General features: G+C 61.4%; 16 protein-coding genes. 6 read left to right on the top strand and 10 right to left on the bottom strand.

The window, feature by feature from the left end; genetic code table 11:
* Positions 1-115: 115 nt before the first annotated feature.
* Positions 116-1,162: a lipase secretion chaperone gene (locus ACJO2E_RS17620; protein ID WP_406965592.1), complete on the bottom strand. Its 1,047-nt coding sequence runs from the start codon at positions 1,160-1,162 to the stop codon at positions 116-118.
* An 80-nt stretch (positions 1,163-1,242) separates the two neighbouring features.
* The gene (locus tag ACJO2E_RS17615; RefSeq protein WP_406965591.1) at positions 1,243-2,022 is read right to left on the bottom strand and encodes an SGNH/GDSL hydrolase family protein; all 780 of its coding nucleotides are present in this window, start codon (positions 2,020-2,022) and stop codon (positions 1,243-1,245) included.
* Between the two features lie 272 nt (positions 2,023-2,294).
* Between ACJO2E_RS17615 and ACJO2E_RS17610 the strand changes: the two genes are divergently transcribed.
* The 3 genes from ACJO2E_RS17610 (at position 2,295) to ACJO2E_RS17600 (ending at position 5,282) form a co-directional block, all read left to right on the top strand.
* Positions 2,295-3,383: an AraC family transcriptional regulator gene (locus ACJO2E_RS17610; RefSeq protein ID WP_406965590.1), complete on the top strand. Its 1,089-nt coding sequence runs from the start codon at positions 2,295-2,297 to the stop codon at positions 3,381-3,383.
* Between the two features lie 90 nt (positions 3,384-3,473).
* Positions 3,474-4,013, top strand: a complete 540-nt coding sequence (locus ACJO2E_RS17605; protein ID WP_406965588.1) for a cytochrome b — start codon at positions 3,474-3,476, stop codon at positions 4,011-4,013.
* Between the two features lie 105 nt (positions 4,014-4,118).
* Positions 4,119-5,282 carry a GGDEF domain-containing protein gene (locus ACJO2E_RS17600; RefSeq protein ID WP_406965587.1) on the top strand — a complete coding sequence of 388 codons (1,164 nt, stop codon included), beginning with the start codon at positions 4,119-4,121 and terminating at the stop codon, positions 5,280-5,282.
* A gap of 41 nt (positions 5,283-5,323) precedes the next feature.
* On the opposite strand, the gene ACJO2E_RS17595 is transcribed toward ACJO2E_RS17600, so the two are convergent.
* The 6 genes from ACJO2E_RS17595 to ACJO2E_RS17570 all read right to left on the bottom strand — a co-directional run bounded on the left by ACJO2E_RS17595 (position 5,324) and on the right by ACJO2E_RS17570 (position 10,855).
* Positions 5,324-6,598: a TRAP transporter large permease gene (locus ACJO2E_RS17595; RefSeq protein WP_406965585.1), complete on the bottom strand. Its 1,275-nt coding sequence runs from the start codon at positions 6,596-6,598 to the stop codon at positions 5,324-5,326.
* Between the two features lie 2 nt (positions 6,599-6,600).
* A complete protein-coding gene (locus tag ACJO2E_RS17590) occupies positions 6,601-7,098 on the bottom strand; it encodes a TRAP transporter small permease (protein ID WP_406965583.1) in 498 nt (165 codons plus the stop codon).
* A 78-nt stretch (positions 7,099-7,176) separates the two neighbouring features.
* Positions 7,177-8,199: a TRAP transporter substrate-binding protein gene (locus ACJO2E_RS17585; protein WP_406965581.1), complete on the bottom strand. Its 1,023-nt coding sequence runs from the start codon at positions 8,197-8,199 to the stop codon at positions 7,177-7,179.
* 132 nt (positions 8,200-8,331) lie between these two features.
* The gene (locus ACJO2E_RS17580) at positions 8,332-9,303 is read right to left on the bottom strand and encodes a C-terminal binding protein (RefSeq protein WP_406965580.1); all 972 of its coding nucleotides are present in this window, start codon (positions 9,301-9,303) and stop codon (positions 8,332-8,334) included.
* 66 nt (positions 9,304-9,369) lie between these two features.
* Positions 9,370-10,128 carry a fumarylacetoacetate hydrolase family protein gene (locus tag ACJO2E_RS17575; protein WP_406965579.1) on the bottom strand — a complete coding sequence of 253 codons (759 nt, stop codon included), beginning with the start codon at positions 10,126-10,128 and terminating at the stop codon, positions 9,370-9,372.
* 4 nt (positions 10,129-10,132) lie between these two features.
* A complete protein-coding gene (locus ACJO2E_RS17570; RefSeq protein ID WP_406965577.1) occupies positions 10,133-10,855 on the bottom strand; it encodes a FadR/GntR family transcriptional regulator in 723 nt (240 codons plus the stop codon).
* A 223-nt stretch (positions 10,856-11,078) separates the two neighbouring features.
* Between ACJO2E_RS17570 and ACJO2E_RS17565 the strand changes: the two genes are divergently transcribed.
* The 3 genes from ACJO2E_RS17565 to ACJO2E_RS17555 all read left to right on the top strand — a co-directional run bounded on the left by ACJO2E_RS17565 (position 11,079) and on the right by ACJO2E_RS17555 (position 14,640).
* Positions 11,079-12,245, top strand: a complete 1,167-nt coding sequence (locus ACJO2E_RS17565; protein ID WP_406965575.1) for an iron-containing alcohol dehydrogenase — start codon at positions 11,079-11,081, stop codon at positions 12,243-12,245.
* A 6-nt stretch (positions 12,246-12,251) separates the two neighbouring features.
* A complete protein-coding gene (locus ACJO2E_RS17560) occupies positions 12,252-13,754 on the top strand; it encodes a CoA-acylating methylmalonate-semialdehyde dehydrogenase (RefSeq protein WP_406965573.1) in 1,503 nt (500 codons plus the stop codon).
* 76 nt (positions 13,755-13,830) lie between these two features.
* Positions 13,831-14,640, top strand: a complete 810-nt coding sequence (locus ACJO2E_RS17555; protein WP_406965572.1) for an IclR family transcriptional regulator — start codon at positions 13,831-13,833, stop codon at positions 14,638-14,640.
* 48 nt (positions 14,641-14,688) lie between these two features.
* On the opposite strand, the gene ACJO2E_RS17550 is transcribed toward ACJO2E_RS17555, so the two are convergent.
* Positions 14,689-15,576 carry a crotonase/enoyl-CoA hydratase family protein gene (locus ACJO2E_RS17550; protein ID WP_406965571.1) on the bottom strand — a complete coding sequence of 296 codons (888 nt, stop codon included), beginning with the start codon at positions 15,574-15,576 and terminating at the stop codon, positions 14,689-14,691.
* A 146-nt stretch (positions 15,577-15,722) separates the two neighbouring features.
* On the bottom strand, positions 15,723-16,055 hold the full coding sequence (locus tag ACJO2E_RS17545; protein WP_406965570.1) for a hypothetical protein: 333 nt from the start codon (positions 16,053-16,055) through the stop codon (positions 15,723-15,725).
* Positions 16,056-16,061: the final 6 nt, after the last annotated feature.

Below are 16,061 nucleotides of genomic sequence, written 5' to 3'. Positions count from 1 at the left end.
ACCGCTTTATTTTGAACCCATACGATATAGCCACAGGTTGGATCCTGACAAGCCGCTTATATATGTTTTTCTCAGATTTCTTTCCCTATCCCCAGTGTAGTCCACCCCCGGAACACTAGTTCAGGCCATAACGCCGTTCCCGCTGGAAACGGAAGAAACCCTGCTCTTCCTCCCTGGCGATGGTGGGCGCGGTATCGCCAAAGTGCGCCTGCCGGAGACGGTCCAGAGCCTGCTCCAACTGTTCCCCCTGGTATTGCCGGCCAAGCTCCCGGCGTTCGGCCATATAGGCCTCGCCCTCCTGCCAGCGCTGGTTCCGCTGACGGTCCAGTTGCTCCAGTCGGCGAACGTCCTCCTCGCTGTAGCCCATCTGCCGGCGCAGGCTGTCAATGCGCTGCTGCCGTTCCTCCGCAGACATGGCCGCCAGGTCCGTCTGTACCGACTCCATGGCAAACAGGGCCTGGCCCAGTGCCTGGGGGGTGACCAGTTGGCTGGCCGCTTCCAGGCCATAGAGGTCATCCACTGTGGTGCTGAGCTGGTGGGCCACCTCTTCCGGGGTGAGTTCGTGGGCCTGGTCGAGACGGGTCAGTTCCTCCCTCACCGCATCGGCATTCTTGCTGGCAACGGTTTCCTCCTCACCCCAGATTTCCGAGGCCCTGGCGCCAAAGATCGCCTGCCGCTGCTTCCAGATCGCCGCCCGCCGCTGCAACAGTGGCATCTCCCGCAGGGTCAGTTCGTTGTCCGACAGCCACTGGTGATAGCGGTCCATGCCCGCCATCAGCGCCAGGATGGATGCCGAGCGGTCGGGGAAGGCCATAGCCACGGCGGTCTCGAACAGGGCCCGCCCGTCCCGGGGATGGGTGTCGGCCAGTTTTTCCCGCTCCACGAACAGGTATGCCTGGGTGGCCGGTTCATCAATGGTGTCGCCGTAGTCGTTCCGCAGTCGGGCTGCCAACCGGCTCACTCGCTGGTCCCAGGAGGTTGAGGCATCGGTTTCGACGGCCTCCCCGGAGCCCGGGGCTGTCGGCACGTTCGCCGGGACGGGCCCAGCGCGTTTCTCCGCGACCGGGGAATCCGGATCATCGGACAGGATGGTGGAGTAGCCCGCGACGCCCCCAATCACGATCAGGGCCAGCAAACCGGCGATCAACGTCGTTGGTTTCATGGCAATGCGTCCTGTTCTGGTAAAAGCGGTGACAACGCCCGGAGCGCCGCCACCGCCGGGTCAGTTATCCGCAACCACGGTTACAGCAAGGGCTGCAGCTTGGGCCAGATCAGATTGGCAATCTTGCGGGAACCGCTGTCCGAGGGGTGGATACCGTCGAAGATGATATCGCTGTTAACAATGCTGGAACGCGGGTCCACAAAGGTGCACTCCAGGACGGAGTTAGCGCAGGCCCGGGCCAGTGACTGATTGCCGTAATCCACGGCCTCTTTCATGCTCTCCAGACGGAACAGCCCGTTCTTGGTGTAGTAGTAGCCCAGGAAGATGGCCTTATCCACGCCGGCTGCGGCGGCACCGTTGAGGTAGTCCACGGCATCCACGTAGACATCGTCGATCAGCGACTTGCAGCTATCGCTCAGGCGACCGAACTGGTACCAGTGGGTCTTGCAGTGGTGGGGGTCCAGCGCAATGGCCGGGATCAGGATGTCGTTGCCACCGCCATCGGTCACCAGGGTGTCGATATCCGGATTGTCGTTGACTGCGGTGTCCAGTTGCTCGACCACCGACGGTGCCAATACGCCACCGGTCAGTTCCGCTCCGGAGACCGTATAGCGCCGGAAGGTTTCGCCGGCCTTGCCTTCCAGTTCATCCTGGATACCGCCGGACAGCGCGAAGATGGAGTCGCCCAGGAAGACCACCTGATCGTTGTCGGCATCCGCTACCTGGTCGTTGCTCAGCAACTGCCCCAACTGGCCACAACCGGTCATGACCAGCGCCAGGGCCGCCATTGTCAGGATACGCAGGAGGTTTCCGGTGTTGAGGAGTAAAGTCGTGTGCCTGGTAAGGTCTGTATTGTTCATTATTGTTGCTCCTTGTTGTTGAACCGCAGCCTGAAAGCCTCAGGCCACGGCCAGGCAGTCTGTTCACCCCTCCCGCTTCAGACCATGCCAGTACCGGCTACCCTCTTGGGCGAAACGGCCAAACCCGAAAAACGTGAATCAGATCACGTCCAGGAAACATGAAAATCATAACCATTGGGCGACATGGTCATATAGGCACCGTGTAGGCAAACCACCCGGGACGAACACCGGGCCAAGAACAAGAACCACCTCAGGAAGAGACAGGACGCCAGATGTCCGATCACGTATCCGTGGAAAGGGGCAGCCAACACCGGCTGGGTATCGGCACCTTCGATATCCTGCTCAGCTATGCCCGGGAACAGGGGCTGGACCGGGTCCGGTGCCTGCAACGCGCCGGTGTCACCCCGGATGCCCTCGACAACCCGGACACCGTTATCGACGCCAGCCAGGAACTGGCCCTGATTCGCCTGCTGGTCCGGGAATGCGGCTCCGCCTTTCATCATGGCCTGCAGGTAGGCGGTCGCCAGGGGCTCACCGCCCATGGGGTATGGGGGCTAGGCGTGATGAGTTCCGCCAATGGCATTGTGGCCCTGCAGTGGGGCGGCCGGTTCGCGTCCGTCGCCTTTCCCTTTGTCCGCTACCGCTGGCGGCTGGGTCGCCGGGGCCCGCTGCTGCTGATGGACGATGACCACCTGCCGGACGATGTATCACCGTTCATCGTTGCCAGGGACCTGGCCTGCCTGTGGAGCCTGCACCGGGAACTGCTCCCGGGGCATTCCATGGGCGTCAACGAGCTACGCCTGACCCTGCCGGAGATGAACGGCATGGACATGCTGCGGGACCTGTACCCCTGCCCCGTCCGCACCCGGCAGGCCCATACCGGCATGACGCTCGACCCGGCCACCTTCCAGCAACCGTTCAGCGGGGCCAACCGTGTTACCCAGGCCCAGTGCGAACGCTACTGCCGAGAGCTGATCAGCCAGCGCAAACAGCGCCTGGCGCTTTCAGACCGGGTACGGGACTTCCTGCGAAACCAGGGCGATAACCTGCCGACCCTGACGGAAGTAGCCGGGGTGTTCCACCAGTCGACCCGCAGCCTGCGCCGCCAGCTCAGCCTGGAAGGTACCGGCTGGCGCCAGTTGCGGGATGAGGTGCTGGAACGCCGGGCCCGAAGACTCCTGGGCTCGGCGCACTACACGGTGGAACAGGTGGCGGAACAACTGGGCTACACGGAAACCTCCAGTTTCTCCCACGCCTTCAAGCGCTGGACAGGACTCTCCCCGGCGCAGTTCAGGCAGGCCCAGAATGTTCACCGGTCGAATCGGGACAATCCCAGTCATTCCTACTACATTGAAAACTGAACCAGCTCATTGAACTTTCAGGAATTCCGAAGGTCCATGCATCCCTATCGATGAGGTAAGCATCCCGTCAGCAACCGAGAGAGACCGATCATGATCCAGGACAATGTTGACCGATACGGCTCCATCAGTCGCCTGCTCCATTGGGGCATGGCCCTGTTACTGCTCTGGCAGTTTACTTCCGCCGCTGCCAGGGTGCTGGCGGAGGACACCGCTGTAGAGCAGTTCCTCTGGTCCACTCATAAACCCCTGGGCACCCTGTTGCTGACCCTGGTGGTCATCCGTATCGTCTGGGCGCTGGTCAACGCCAGCCACCGGCCACCTTCCATCACCATCGCGGCCAAGGCCGGACATATTGCCCTGTACCTGCTGTTGCTGGTGATTCCCGCCATTGCCCTGCTGCGCCAGTATGGTTCCGGGCACAGTTTCGAGCCTTTCGGCATCCCGCTGTTCCCCGGTTTCGAGGGCGACGAAATCGCCTGGATGGAGGCCCCGGCCAACCTGCTACACAGCTGGCTGGGCTGGCTCCTGCTGGTGACGGTGATTGGTCATGCCGCCATGGCCCTGATACACCGACGCTCCCCGGAACACGAGGATGTGTTGAGAAGAATGATAAAAAGCGACATAACGTGACGCAGACTATATTTTTCAATTCCTTGAGGGGGTAGGTTACGCGACTCGCCCGTCCACACCGGCCATTGGTCAGACGGGCTACAAACTCCCAACGAGGATGGCATCATGGAAGACTCTCCGGGCAGGACGCCCGCCAGCGCACGACAGGAGTTGTCCCGCCTTACCGACTACCGCCGCTACACCTACGCAGTGGCGTGCCTCATGGCCATGGCCATATTCTTCGTCAGCTGGCTGTTCCGGCATCCCCATGACTTTTTTATCGCCATCGGCTACCCGATCTTTTCGGTGATCTATGGTGTTTCCTGCGTCCTGCTGATTCATGGGCGTGTGCGCCTGCGGCTGCTGGAAGTCGGCCTGGTATCCCTGATCGCTGTGATCGTGCTCAGCCGGCTTGCCTGGCATTTCATCGCCGGTGATCCGTTCGGCGCCAACTTCATGCCACTGGTGTCCGGCCATTACTGGGCCGTGGGGATGCTGATCGTCGTGGCCTTTATCGCCCTGGGCTTCCGGGCCGGGATGGCGGTTGCCCTGGTGACCTTTTCGTTCTCGGCCCTGCTGGCCACCGGTGCCTCCCTGAGCTGTGCCCTCGACGGATCGGCGGGCTGTTCAGATGCCATGTATTTCCTGCGTATCCACTTTTTCCTGCTGACGCTGCTGGCCCTCACCAGCGCGGGCACCCTGCTACGGGACCGCACCTTCTCCGCCATCGCCCGTACCGAATTGCTGGAGCGCGTGAACGTCACCGACGACCTGACGGGCCTGGCCAACCGGCAGGGCGCCCTCGATTACCTGAAGAAAGCCACCCGTATCGCCAGACGCAAGGACCAACCATTGTCGCTGGCCCTGGCGAACCTGGATCATTTCCGCCGGATCAATCACCACCAGGGCCATGAGACCGGTGACCGGGTCATGACCCTGGTGGGGGAATTACTGACAGAGGCCATGGGGCGTGACAGCCTGGTGGCCCGGTGGGGCAGCGATGAGTTCCTGATGGTCAGCCCCGGGATGACGGAAGGGGAGGCCCTGCACAGTGCCGAACATTGCCGGTGGCGGATGGAGCAGTTGCCCATCGCGGGTCTGACCGTTACCGCCACCTTCGGTGTGGCCCAGTATCATCCGGAGCGGGACCTGGACGAGGTCCTGTACCGGGTCGATCAGGGCCTGGTCCAGGCAAGGAGCCTGGGCCGCAATATCGTCGCCACCGCACCGGCGGAGCGACCAGCCCCCCATACCTTGCGGCACCGGCGGGAGGATGCGACGACAGTGTGAGGGGCACTACCCTCCCCCCAAGGGGCCGGCCAGACGGAACACTAGAACAGTAGCCCAGGCAGGAAGGTCGACAGGAAGGGCACGTAGGCCAGCACGATCAACCCCAGGATCAGTGCTATCAGGAACGGTACGATTGCGCGACTCAACCGACCAATGGATACCCCCGAGATGCCACAGGTGGCAAACAGCGTGATGCCCACCGGCGGCGTTGCCATGCCTATGGCCAGGGCGACCACCGTCACCACCCCGAAATGCACCATATCAATACCAAGCTGTTGGGCAATCGGCGCAAAGATCGGCACCGCCAACAGAATAATGGCACCGGTTTCCATGAAGGTGCCCAGGATCAGGTACATGATGATGATCAGCATCAGGATGATGTACATGTTGGTCGATATACCCAGAATCGCGCTGGAGGCCATCTGCGGCACCTGCTCGATGATCATCACCCAGCCGAACGGACTTGCCGCAGCAATCAGCAGCATGATCATCGCGGAGTTCAGGGAGGCCTTGTAGAAGATGGGCACCAGGTCACCCAGCCTGAGTTCCTTGTAGACGAAGAAGCTGATGATCAGTCCGTAGACCACGGCAATCGCGGCGGATTCCGTTGGCGTGAACGCCCCCGTCATGATCCCGCCAAGGATAATGATCGGCAGCAGCAACCCCCAGACCGACTCGAGGAAGGGTTGCCAGCGCTCTTTCCAGGTCCGCCTGTCTTCCGTCGGGTAGCCGTGCTTGCGGGACCAGATCAGGTTCACACCGATCAGCAGGACCGCAAGGAATATCCCGGGGATAATCGCGGCGACAAAGAGCTGGCCAATGGAGACGTTGGCCACGATACCGAAGATGATAAAGGTAATGCTGGGAGGAATGATCACCCCCAGGCAGGAGGCGGACGACACCACGGCCGACGCATAGGCCTTGGAGTAACCCCGCTTTTCCATCTCCGGGATGGTCAGCTCACCCACGGCGGCAGCCGTGCCGGGGGCCGAACCGGAAATGGCCGCGAAAAAAGTGCACGCCAGGATGGACACGGCCGCCAGCCCACCGGACACATGACCCAGCAGCGAGCTCGCCAGGCGGACGATACGACGGGAAATCCCGCCCCGCTCCATGATCGACCCCACCAGCATGAACAGGGGGATCGCCAACAGGGGAAAGGAATTCACGCCGGCAATCATCCGCTGGGGAAGGATACCGATGGGTGCCATGCCCGAGGCCACCAGGCTCGCCAGGGCGGCAATGGCCAGGGCGAAACCGATGGGAACATTGATCAGAAACGCAATCAACAGTGTCGCAACGAGGGCAAACAGCATGGTCAGTGACTCCCCGACGCGGTGAAGCGCTTCCAGGCATCGCCGATTTCCAGGGTGCAGTAGAACACCATCATAGCGCCCATCACCGGAATCGACAGGTACACCCAGCTCATGGGAATGCCCAGGGCCGGTGACGGTTGGCCATCCGCCATCTTGACGTTCTGCCAGCCGTAATAAACCATGAATCCGGCAAAGATCAGGATGGCCAGATTCACCAAAATGTGCATCAGGGGAGCGAATTTACGGGGCAGCAGATCAACGAATATAGTGATGCCGATGTGTATCCCTTCACGCACACCAATCGCGGCGGCCATGAAGCTGCACCAGATAAAGATGAACCGGATAAGCTCCTCACTCCAGGAGGACGCGCTACTGAACACATAGCGCATGATCACCTGATAGAAGGTAAGGCCGGCAATCGCCATCATCATGGCGACCAACTGCCACTTGACCAGGGTATTGAAGTAGTGAACCAGGCCCGAATCGTTTGTTGTCTTCACGTTTGCCATCCCGACATCGTCACCGCTTATTATTGGAGATGAAGCCGGGGGAAGCGTGAACTCCCCCCGGCTTCAGTATTACTTGGTGTTGAGGATGCGCTGGACCAGTTCCCTGGCCTTGTCGGCATCGCCCTCGCCGATGGTTTCATAGGACATGGGATAGATGTCCTGCTTGGCGACCTCGATGAAGTCGGACTTGTCCACCTCATTGATCACCATGCCCTTCTCTTCCAGAACGCCACGGATCTCCTGCTCGTAGCTGGCCAGCTCCGCCCGCTGGATATCACAGGCTTCCTTGGCGGCTTTGGCGATAATGGCCTGGTGTTCCTCACTCAGACCCTGCCACCAGCGCTCGGAGGCGATGAACTGACGGGGATAGTAGAAGTGGCCGCTCAGGGACAGGTATTGCTGGACCTCATAGAAGCGCTGGCTGTAGATGAGGTTCATCGGGTTTTCCTGCCCATCGACAACACCTTGCTGCAACGCCGAGTAGAGTTCGCCGAACGACATGGGAACCGCTGAGGCACCAAATGCGTTCACCGTATCGATCATGACTTCGCTTTCCATCACCCGGATCTTCAGGCCCTCCAGGTCTGCCATGGTCTCGATGGGGCGCTCGTCATTGGTGAAGTAGCGGAAGCCGCCATCGTTGTAGGCCAGGTGGCGGATGCCCACGTCCAGGTACGCTTCCTGGACCTGCTGGCCGATCTCGCCGTCCAGCACCTTGTGGGCATGGTCAATGTCCCGGAAGATAAACGGCAGGTCCCAGAGCATGGCTTCCGGCACGAACCGACCCATGGGGCCGTTTTCGACGTCGCCCATTTCCAGGCTGCCCATCTGGACGCTCTCGACGATGGTCCTGGCATCGCCGAGTTGTCCGGCGGGATAGATGTTGACCTCAATGGCCCCGTCGGAGCGCTCTTCCACCATCTCCTTGAAGGCAGCCACGCCAACGTTCTGGGGGTCCTTGGGATCGGTATTGCCATTGTGGGCAAACTTGATGGTGACATCGGCGGCGGATGCCACGACTGGCACGGTCAGTGACATCGCGCCGGCCATCATGACGAACGCTGCGGTTATGGCAGACAGTTTACGGTGCATGTGGTACTCCTTGTTGTTGTTTTGCATTGGCGATCAGACGAGTGACGCCGTGTTCGGATCAGGTTGGATCCGTTTTCTGGGAAATGACCATCCCGCCTGGGATGGGCCGGTTTGTTATTGGTTGTTCTCGGGTTATTTCCAGTTCCGGTTGACCCAGAACTTCGGCTGCCCCTCCTGCAGCGTGCGGATGATCTCCCGGGACGCCTTCTTCCTCAGTTCAACCACCGATGCCTCGGAGTAAAACGCGGCATGGGGTGTGATGACCGTGTTGGCAAGCCGGGACAGCGGCGGGGCCTGCTCCGGCGGTTCAGTCTCCAGCACGTCAATGCCGGCACCGGCCAGTCGACCCTCCTCCAGGACCTCCTGCAGGTCCTGCTCATTGATCAGCCCACCCCTTGAGGTGTTGATGACATACGCGGAGGGCTTCATCTTCTCCAGGTTTTCCCGGTCGATGATGTGGTGGGTGTCGTCGGTCAGCGGCACATGCAGGGACAGCACATCGACGCTGCCCAGGAAGTCGTCAAAGTCGGTGACGCGACGAATACCATTGTCGCTGAAGGTGGATTCCGGCGCGTAGGGGTCATAACCAACCACGTCCATACCGAAGGCGGCGGCCCGCCGGCCCACCTGCTGGCCGATCGCGCCACAGCCAAACAGCCCGAACACGGCGCCCCGCAGCGGGGGCATGGGTTTGGCATCGGCGATGCTCCAGACCCCATCGGCCACTTTACGGTTCAGCAGGCAGGTGCGACGGATCACGGACAACGCCAGGGCCATGGTGTGATCGGCCACTTCATCCAGACAGTAGTCGGGAACGTTAGCCACCATGATCCCGGCTTTGGTGGCCGCTTCCAGGTCCACATTGTTGAAGCCGATGCCGGCTCGCACGATGACCTTGCAGCGGGTGAGGCTATTAATGACGCTGGCATCCACCTTGGCGTAGACCACCAGCATGGCATCGCAGTCACGGCCCTCGCGGATCAGGGTGTCGGCATCCGGGGCGCTGGAAAACGTCAGCTCCGCATCGGCGAGCCCCAGTTCGTCCCGCTCGATGGCCGTGTCGGGGAAGATACTATCGGTCATGAATACAGAATACTTGGCCACGGTCTGCTCCTTTCAGAAATCGGGGAAACGCCGGCCACATAAGGCCGGCGGCGTCTGGTCCGTTGCTTAACCGGCCACCAGTTGATTGGTCAGCGAGCCAATGCCGTCGATGGTGACGGTCATGGAATCGCCGGGCGTAACGGGACCAACGCCGTGGGGCGTGCCGGTCAGGATCACGTCCCCCGGGAGCAGGGTCATGTGGGCCGAGATGTAGCTGACCACTTCATGCACGTTGAAGATCAGCTGGTTGAGGTTGGACCGTTGCCGCACCTCGCCATTCACGGTCAGCTCGATGGTCGTATCCTTCTGATTGATGGTGGGGACGATGCCCGGTCCAATCGGGCAGAAGGTGTCGAAGGACTTGCCCCGGGTCCATTGCTTGTCGCCCAGTTGCAGGTCACGGGCGGTAAAGTCGTTGGCGCAGGTGTAACCGAAGATGTAGCCGCTGGCCTCTTCCACCGACACGTTCTTGGCGCGCTTGGCGATGACAATGCCCAGCTCCCCTTCATAGTCCAGGCGTTTGCTGTGGGCCGGAGCGACAATCGCCTCCTGGTGGCCAATCACCGAGGTGGAGGGCTTCATGAACAGCAGCGGTTCCTTGGGCAGGGTCTCGTTCATTTCCGCCGCGTGGTCCCGGTAGTTCAGCCCCACACAGACCACCTTGCTCGGCTCGCAGGGTGCCAGCAGGCGAACACTGGCCAGGTCCACGGAGCGCTCACTGGCGCTGCCGCCCTCCAGCATGGGACCGTTGAGATAGAAGACCTTATCCCCTTCCAGGTAGCCTTCATGGATTTCGTTGTTGTTGTCGTTAAAACGCACGTACATCTTTTTATTCTCCAGCTTTGAGTTTATCGATCCCGGTCATGTGATCGAGCCTTTCCTGTACATCCAGCAGGTGGGACTGCATTTCGTGTTCGGACTCCGGCACATCGCCCCGCTTCAGGGCGTCCAGGATCCGGCGGTGATACTTGATGGACTCCTTCATCACCGTGGCGTCATAGCCGACCCGGGTCTGCACCTTGAAGATCAGCATGATGATGGAGTTGTAGAGAATGATCAGGACGCTGCTGCGGGAGGCCTTGGCAATCTGCTGGTGGAACGCGATATCGGCGATCACGAAATCGTTGTTGTTCTCCCGCTCGTCGGCATCGATCATTGAGGCCAGGTGCTGCTCCATCAGATCGATGTCCTCGTCGGTGATCCGCTCCGCCGCCAGGCTCACCATGGTCTTCTCCAGGAACAGCCGCGCTTCGGTGATGTCCTCGTAGCTGGTGTCATCCAGCAGGATCTTCAGGGTCAGCGTCTCCTCCAGGATCGAGGAAAAGCTGGTGGTAATGACGGTACCGGCATTCGTGCGCTTCAGCAGCCCCTGGAGCGAGAGGATCTTGAGACCCTCCCGCACCGATGCCCGGCTGACGGCAAACTGCTCGCAGAGCTCCCTTTCACCGGGAATCCGGTCGCCTTCCTTCAGCTCACCCTTGAGAATCAGCTGCTTGATCTTCTCAACCACCAGGTCGCTCAAGCTCTTTCTTTCCAGGGGTTCAATACTCATTACGCAACATGCCTCGACGAATCGGATAAGGACGCTTCACTGGATCAATGGACTGATGGTCTGACCACTCGATCTGGAAATAGACTAGATTCGAATTATTCAAACCGTCAAGCACTTTTTTTAATTCTTATATTGCAATAACGATACTTTTTGTCTCATTATCGAATAACAAGATCGATAACACCCTTTCCCAAACGCCCTATACCAACAAGAGGATCAAGCCATGACCCAACGAGTCGTCCTGCCGCGCATCCTGGAAACCGGACCCGGCACCCTCCAGCGCCTGCCGGACATCCTGTCCACCCTGGCATGCCGCAACCCACTGATCGTGACCGACCAGGTGATGATGTCCCTCGGCTACGCTGACCGGCTCACCGATATTCTGAAGACAGCTGGCATGACCTGGGGGCTCTTTGCCGACACCGAGCCTGAGCCCACCGAAAGCTCCCTCCTGCCAGCGGTGGAACAGCTCCGGCAAGGCAGCTTCGATGCCGTGGTGGCGTTGGGCGGAGGCAGTGCCATCGACAGCGCCAAGGCCATCTCGGTACTGGGTCTCCATGGCGGTCGCATGGCCGACTACAAGGTGCCAAGGGATGTATCCGAGCCGGCACTGCCCGTGGTGGCCATTCCCACCACCGCTGGTACGGGGTCCGAGGCCACCCGCTTCACCATCATCACCGACGGCGATTCCGATGAAAAAATGCTGTGCATGGGCCTGGCCTTCATGCCCTACGCCGCGATTGTGGATTACGAACTGACCCTGTCCGTACCCGCCCGGGTTACCGCGGATACCGGCATTGACGCCCTGACCCATGGCATCGAGGCCTACGTCAGCCGGAAGGCCGGCCCATTCAGCGACCAGCAGGCCCTGGCCGCCATCGCGCTGATCGCGCCCAACCTGCGCCGGGTCTACCACAACCCCGAGGACCGGGAAGCGCGGGAGGCGATGATGATGGGCTCCACCCTGGCGGGCATTGCCTTCTCCAACGCGTCCGTCGCCCTGGTCCATGGCATGAGCCGCCCCATCGGCGCCCACTTCCATGTGCCCCACGGGCTCAGCAACGCCATGCTGCTGCCCGCAATCACCCGATTTTCCCTGCCCGGGGCGCCGGACCGGTATGCCCGCTGTGCCCGGGCCATGGGCATTGCCGGGGCGGAAGATTCGGATGACGCCGCCAACGACAAGTTGCTGGCGGAATTGCGCGCCCTGAACCGGGAGCTGGAAGTGCCCAGCATGGCGGCCTTTGGCATCGACGAGGCCCGTTTCATGGAGCTGCGGGAACTGATGGCGGAACAGGCCCAGGCATCCGGATCACCGGGCAACAACCCCCGGGTACCCAGCCAGGCGGAAATGGTCGAACTTTACGAACAGGTGTGGAACCAGGAGTAAATCAGGATGCAGAACATTCTCGGACATTTTATCAACAACACCCACAATGCCGGCGACGGCGGGCGCACGGCCCCGGTCCATGACCCGGCCACCGGCGAAGTCCGCTGCCAGGTCGCCCTGGCCTCAAAGGCCGACACCGAGCGCGGTATCCAGGCTGCCCATGAGGCCTTTTCTGCCTGGTCCCGGACGCCGCCACTGAGCCGGGCGCGCATCCTGTTCCGGTTCAAGGCCCTGCTGGAAGAACACGAGGACGAGCTGGCGGAACTGATCTCCCGTGAACACGGCAAGGTCCTGTCGGATGCCAGGGGGGAACTGACCCGGGGCAAGGAAGTGGTGGAATTCGCCTGCGGCATGCCCCACCTGCTCAAGGGAGAACACAGCCGCAATGTGGGCAGCGAGGTGGACACCCATTCACTGATGATGCCCCTGGGCGTGTGTGCCGGTATCTCGCCGTTCAATTTCCCGGCCATGGTGCCCATGTGGATGTTCCCGGTGGCGATTGCAGCCGGCAATACCTTTATCCTCAAGCCCTCGGAGAAGGATCCCTCGGTCGCCCTGCGCATCGCCGAACTGCTTGCCGAGGCGGGCCTGCCCGAAGGCGTCTTCAACGTCATCAACGGCGACAAGGAAGCCGTCGATGTGCTGCTCACCGACCCCAGGGTCGAGGCCGTCAGCTTTGTCGGCTCAACCCCGGTGGCCGAGTACATCTATGCCACCGGCAGCGCCCATGGTAAGCGAGTGCAGGCCCTGGGTGGGGCCAAGAATCACCTGGTGGTGATGCCGGATGCGGACCTGGACCAGGCGGTCAACGCTCTGATGGGCGCGGCCTACGGCGCCGCCGGTGAACGCTGCATGGCCATCTCGGTGGCGGTGGCGGTAACCGATGAGGTAGGGGATGCGCTGGTCAAACGCTTAAAGGAGAAGGTGCAGGCACTGCGGGTTGGACCGGGCTACGGCGTCGACACCGAGAACGACATGGGACCGCTGATTTCCGGTGAACACCGGGACCGGGTACGGGACTTTATCGACTCCGGCGTGGCCCAGGGCGCCAGCCTGGTAGTGGATGGCCGTGGCGTTGAGGTTCCGGGCCATGAGACCGGCTACTTTATCGGCGGTACCCTGTTTGACGATGTCACGCCGGCCATGGACATCTACCAGCAGGAAATCTTCGGGCCGGTGCTGTCGGTGGTACGGGTGCCCGACTATGACTCGGCGGTGTCCCTGATCAACGACCACGAGTACGGCAACGGCACCGCGATCTTTACCCGGGATGGGGATACCGCCCGCAACTTTGGCGACGATATCCAGGTGGGGATGGTGGGCATCAACGTGCCCATTCCGGTGCCCATGGCCTATCACTGCTTCGGGGGCTGGAAACGGTCACTGTTCGGGCCATTGCATATGCACGGGCCGGACGGGGTGCGTTTCTTCACCCGCATGAAGACCATCACCAGTCGCTGGCCGACCGGCATTCGCCAGAATCCCGACTTCAACATGCCCACGCTGTAACCGGCGATGGAGGCCGATGCCCGACCGATGTCATGGTAGCATCGGCCTCCTGTTAACAATGTCTGGATAGGGATTCATGACCACCTCTCGCGACCACCAAACGGCGTCCCGCCGTGAAAAAGGTTCCTCGATCCTGCGGGTGCTGGACATCCTTCACCATGTCTGCACCGCTGAAAAGGCGACGCCCCTGCCCGAGCTGATCGCCGAACTCAACATTCCCAAGGCCACCGCCCACCGGCTGGTCCAGCAACTGGAGGAACAACGCTTCTTCCAGACCAATATGCGCGGCAACCTGGTCCCCGGGCCCGCCATGCGTGCGATTGCCCTGGGGGTCATGAACAGCAACGAGATCAAGGTGCAGCGCCAGGCCATCCTCCAGGGCCTGTCACACCGGATCGATGAAACCTGCGGCATTTCCATTCCCGACGGCACCGAGATGATCTACTACGACCGGGTGCAGGCCAACTGGCCGCTGCAGGTTCACCTGCCCATCGGCAGTCATGTGCCCATCTGGGGATCGGCCAGCGGCAAGCTCTACCTGGCCCGACTGCCCAAGGCCACTCGCCGCCGGGTCCTCAGGAACCTGCCCCTGGTCAAACTGGCCCGCAACACCATCGTCGACGCGGACCAACTGGAAGAAGAGCTGGAGCAGATTCGCCAGACCGATCTGGGTATCGACAACGAGGAATTCATCGACGGCATGGTCGCCATCTCGGTACCGGTCACCCACCGGGACGGACGGCTGGCCGCCTGCCTGTTCTGCCACGCCCCGGTTATCCGCAGCAGCCTGGAAGAGCTGAAGGCCCACGAGCCACTGTTACGGGAGGCGGCAGTGCAGTTGCAGGAAGTGCTGATTGATGCGGAAGACAGGGCTACGCAACCGTAGCCCCAGGAGCCTGCGCGATGTCTACCGCACAGACTCCTACCGGAAGGCTTACTCGAACGGCGGCTCATCCCACCAGGGGAAGAACGCGGGCATGTCGGTGGATACCTTGTTGGGGAACTCCGCCGGACGCTTCTCCAGGAACGAGGTCACCCCTTCCTTCGCATCCGCCGATTCGCCCCGGGCCTGGATGGAGCGGCTGTCGATGCGGTGGGCGTACATCGGGTGCGGTGCCGCGGACATGCGCCACAGCATCTGACGGGTCAGGGCAACGGACACCGGTGCAGTGTTATCGGCAATCTCACGGGCCAGTTCGTAGGCTGCCGGCAGCAGGTCGTCGGGCTCATGGAGCGAGCGGACCAGCCCCTTCTGCAGGGCCTCTTCGGCACCGAATACCCGACCGGTCATGCACCACTCCATGGCGGTCTGCATGCCCACCAGGCGGGGCAGGAACCAGGACGACGCCGCTTCCATGGTGATGCCGCGACGGGCGAAGACAAAGCCGAACTTGGCCTGGGTGGACGCCAGACGGAAATCCATGGGCAGCTGCATGGTGGCACCGATGCCCACCGCCGGGCCATTGATCGCCCCGATCACGGGCTTGAGGCTCTCGTAGATGCGCAGGGTATTGGTGCCGCCGCCATCACGATAGACATCCCCAACCCTGAGGGACTCCCGGGACAGGTCGCCGGACTGGGCGTTGCGGTCAAAGGTGGAACCGCCGGAGGCGAGGTCCGCCCCGGCACAGAAGCCGCGGCCCGCACCGGTGATCACCACCGCTTTCACATTGTCATCGGCGTCGGTCTCGTCGAACAGGGCCAGCAGTTCCTCACGCATCTTCGCGTTGTAGGCGTTGAGCCTGTCGGGGCGGTTCAGGGTGATGGTGGCAATGCCCTGGTCCACGCTGTACTGGGTCGTTTCAAGGGTAGGTAAAGCCATAAGGCCTCCGGGTGTTGTTATCGGAATCTGGATCAGTGGATCTGGAAGACTAAGCAGACCGGCCGGATCTGACAAATGCATGATTTTGATGATCGACTATTCATACCATGCATAATCCTGCCCGCCATGACCGGATGAACGCGATCTCAGGCATCCGGACTGAAGTAGCCCTTGATCCAGTCCACCAGGGTATCGGTGCTGACCTCCGACAGGGGAGTCCGGCGAAATTCCTCCCCCATTTCCTCTTCGAGCGTCACGAACTGGTACAGCAGGGTGCCGGGCTCCTCATCGTGCAGGATCAGCAGGATTCGCCGGCGGGTCCGCAGACAGTCGATGGTCATCACATCCGCCGGAATACCGGCATCCCGCATGCCACGACGAACTTCCACCACCGGGTTGATGTGCTCGTGGGCCTGCTGGATGCGGGCATGGGCGTCGCTGGCCATATCCGACAGGGTTTTCAGGGGATCTTCAGGCATCAGGGG

Origin of the sequence: Marinobacter shunpengi (assembly GCF_045449695.1) — a bacterium.
Taxonomy (GTDB): Bacteria; Pseudomonadota; Gammaproteobacteria; order Pseudomonadales; family Oleiphilaceae; genus Marinobacter.
This window is presented reverse-complemented; position numbering and strand designations above follow the sequence as displayed.

Bases quoted from the DNA above. Each gene is read 5' to 3' on its own strand.
- ACJO2E_RS17555 (WP_406965572.1), top strand. From the start codon at position 13,831: ATGACCACCTCTCGCGACCACCAAACGGCGTCCCGCCGTGAAAAAGGT.
- ACJO2E_RS17585 (WP_406965581.1), bottom strand. From the start codon at position 8,199: ATGCACCGTAAACTGTCTGCCATAACCGCAGCGTTCGTCATGATGGCC.
- ACJO2E_RS17560 (WP_406965573.1), top strand. From the start codon at position 12,252: ATGCAGAACATTCTCGGACATTTTATCAACAACACCCACAATGCCGGC.
- ACJO2E_RS17565 (WP_406965575.1), top strand. From the start codon at position 11,079: ATGACCCAACGAGTCGTCCTGCCGCGCATCCTGGAAACCGGACCCGGC.
- ACJO2E_RS17570 (WP_406965577.1), bottom strand. From the start codon at position 10,855: ATGAGTATTGAACCCCTGGAAAGAAAGAGCTTGAGCGACCTGGTGGTT.
- ACJO2E_RS17575 (WP_406965579.1), bottom strand. From the start codon at position 10,128: ATGTACGTGCGTTTTAACGACAACAACAACGAAATCCATGAAGGCTAC.
- ACJO2E_RS17600 (WP_406965587.1), top strand. From the start codon at position 4,119: ATGGAAGACTCTCCGGGCAGGACGCCCGCCAGCGCACGACAGGAGTTG.
- ACJO2E_RS17610 (WP_406965590.1), top strand. From the start codon at position 2,295: ATGTCCGATCACGTATCCGTGGAAAGGGGCAGCCAACACCGGCTGGGT.
- ACJO2E_RS17545 (WP_406965570.1), bottom strand. From the start codon at position 16,055: ATGCCTGAAGATCCCCTGAAAACCCTGTCGGATATGGCCAGCGACGCC.
- ACJO2E_RS17595 (WP_406965585.1), bottom strand. From the start codon at position 6,598: ATGCTGTTTGCCCTCGTTGCGACACTGTTGATTGCGTTTCTGATCAAT.
- ACJO2E_RS17615 (WP_406965591.1), bottom strand. From the start codon at position 2,022: ATGAACAATACAGACCTTACCAGGCACACGACTTTACTCCTCAACACC.
- ACJO2E_RS17605 (WP_406965588.1), top strand. From the start codon at position 3,474: ATGATCCAGGACAATGTTGACCGATACGGCTCCATCAGTCGCCTGCTC.
- ACJO2E_RS17620 (WP_406965592.1), bottom strand. From the start codon at position 1,162: ATGAAACCAACGACGTTGATCGCCGGTTTGCTGGCCCTGATCGTGATT.
- ACJO2E_RS17550 (WP_406965571.1), bottom strand. From the start codon at position 15,576: ATGGCTTTACCTACCCTTGAAACGACCCAGTACAGCGTGGACCAGGGC.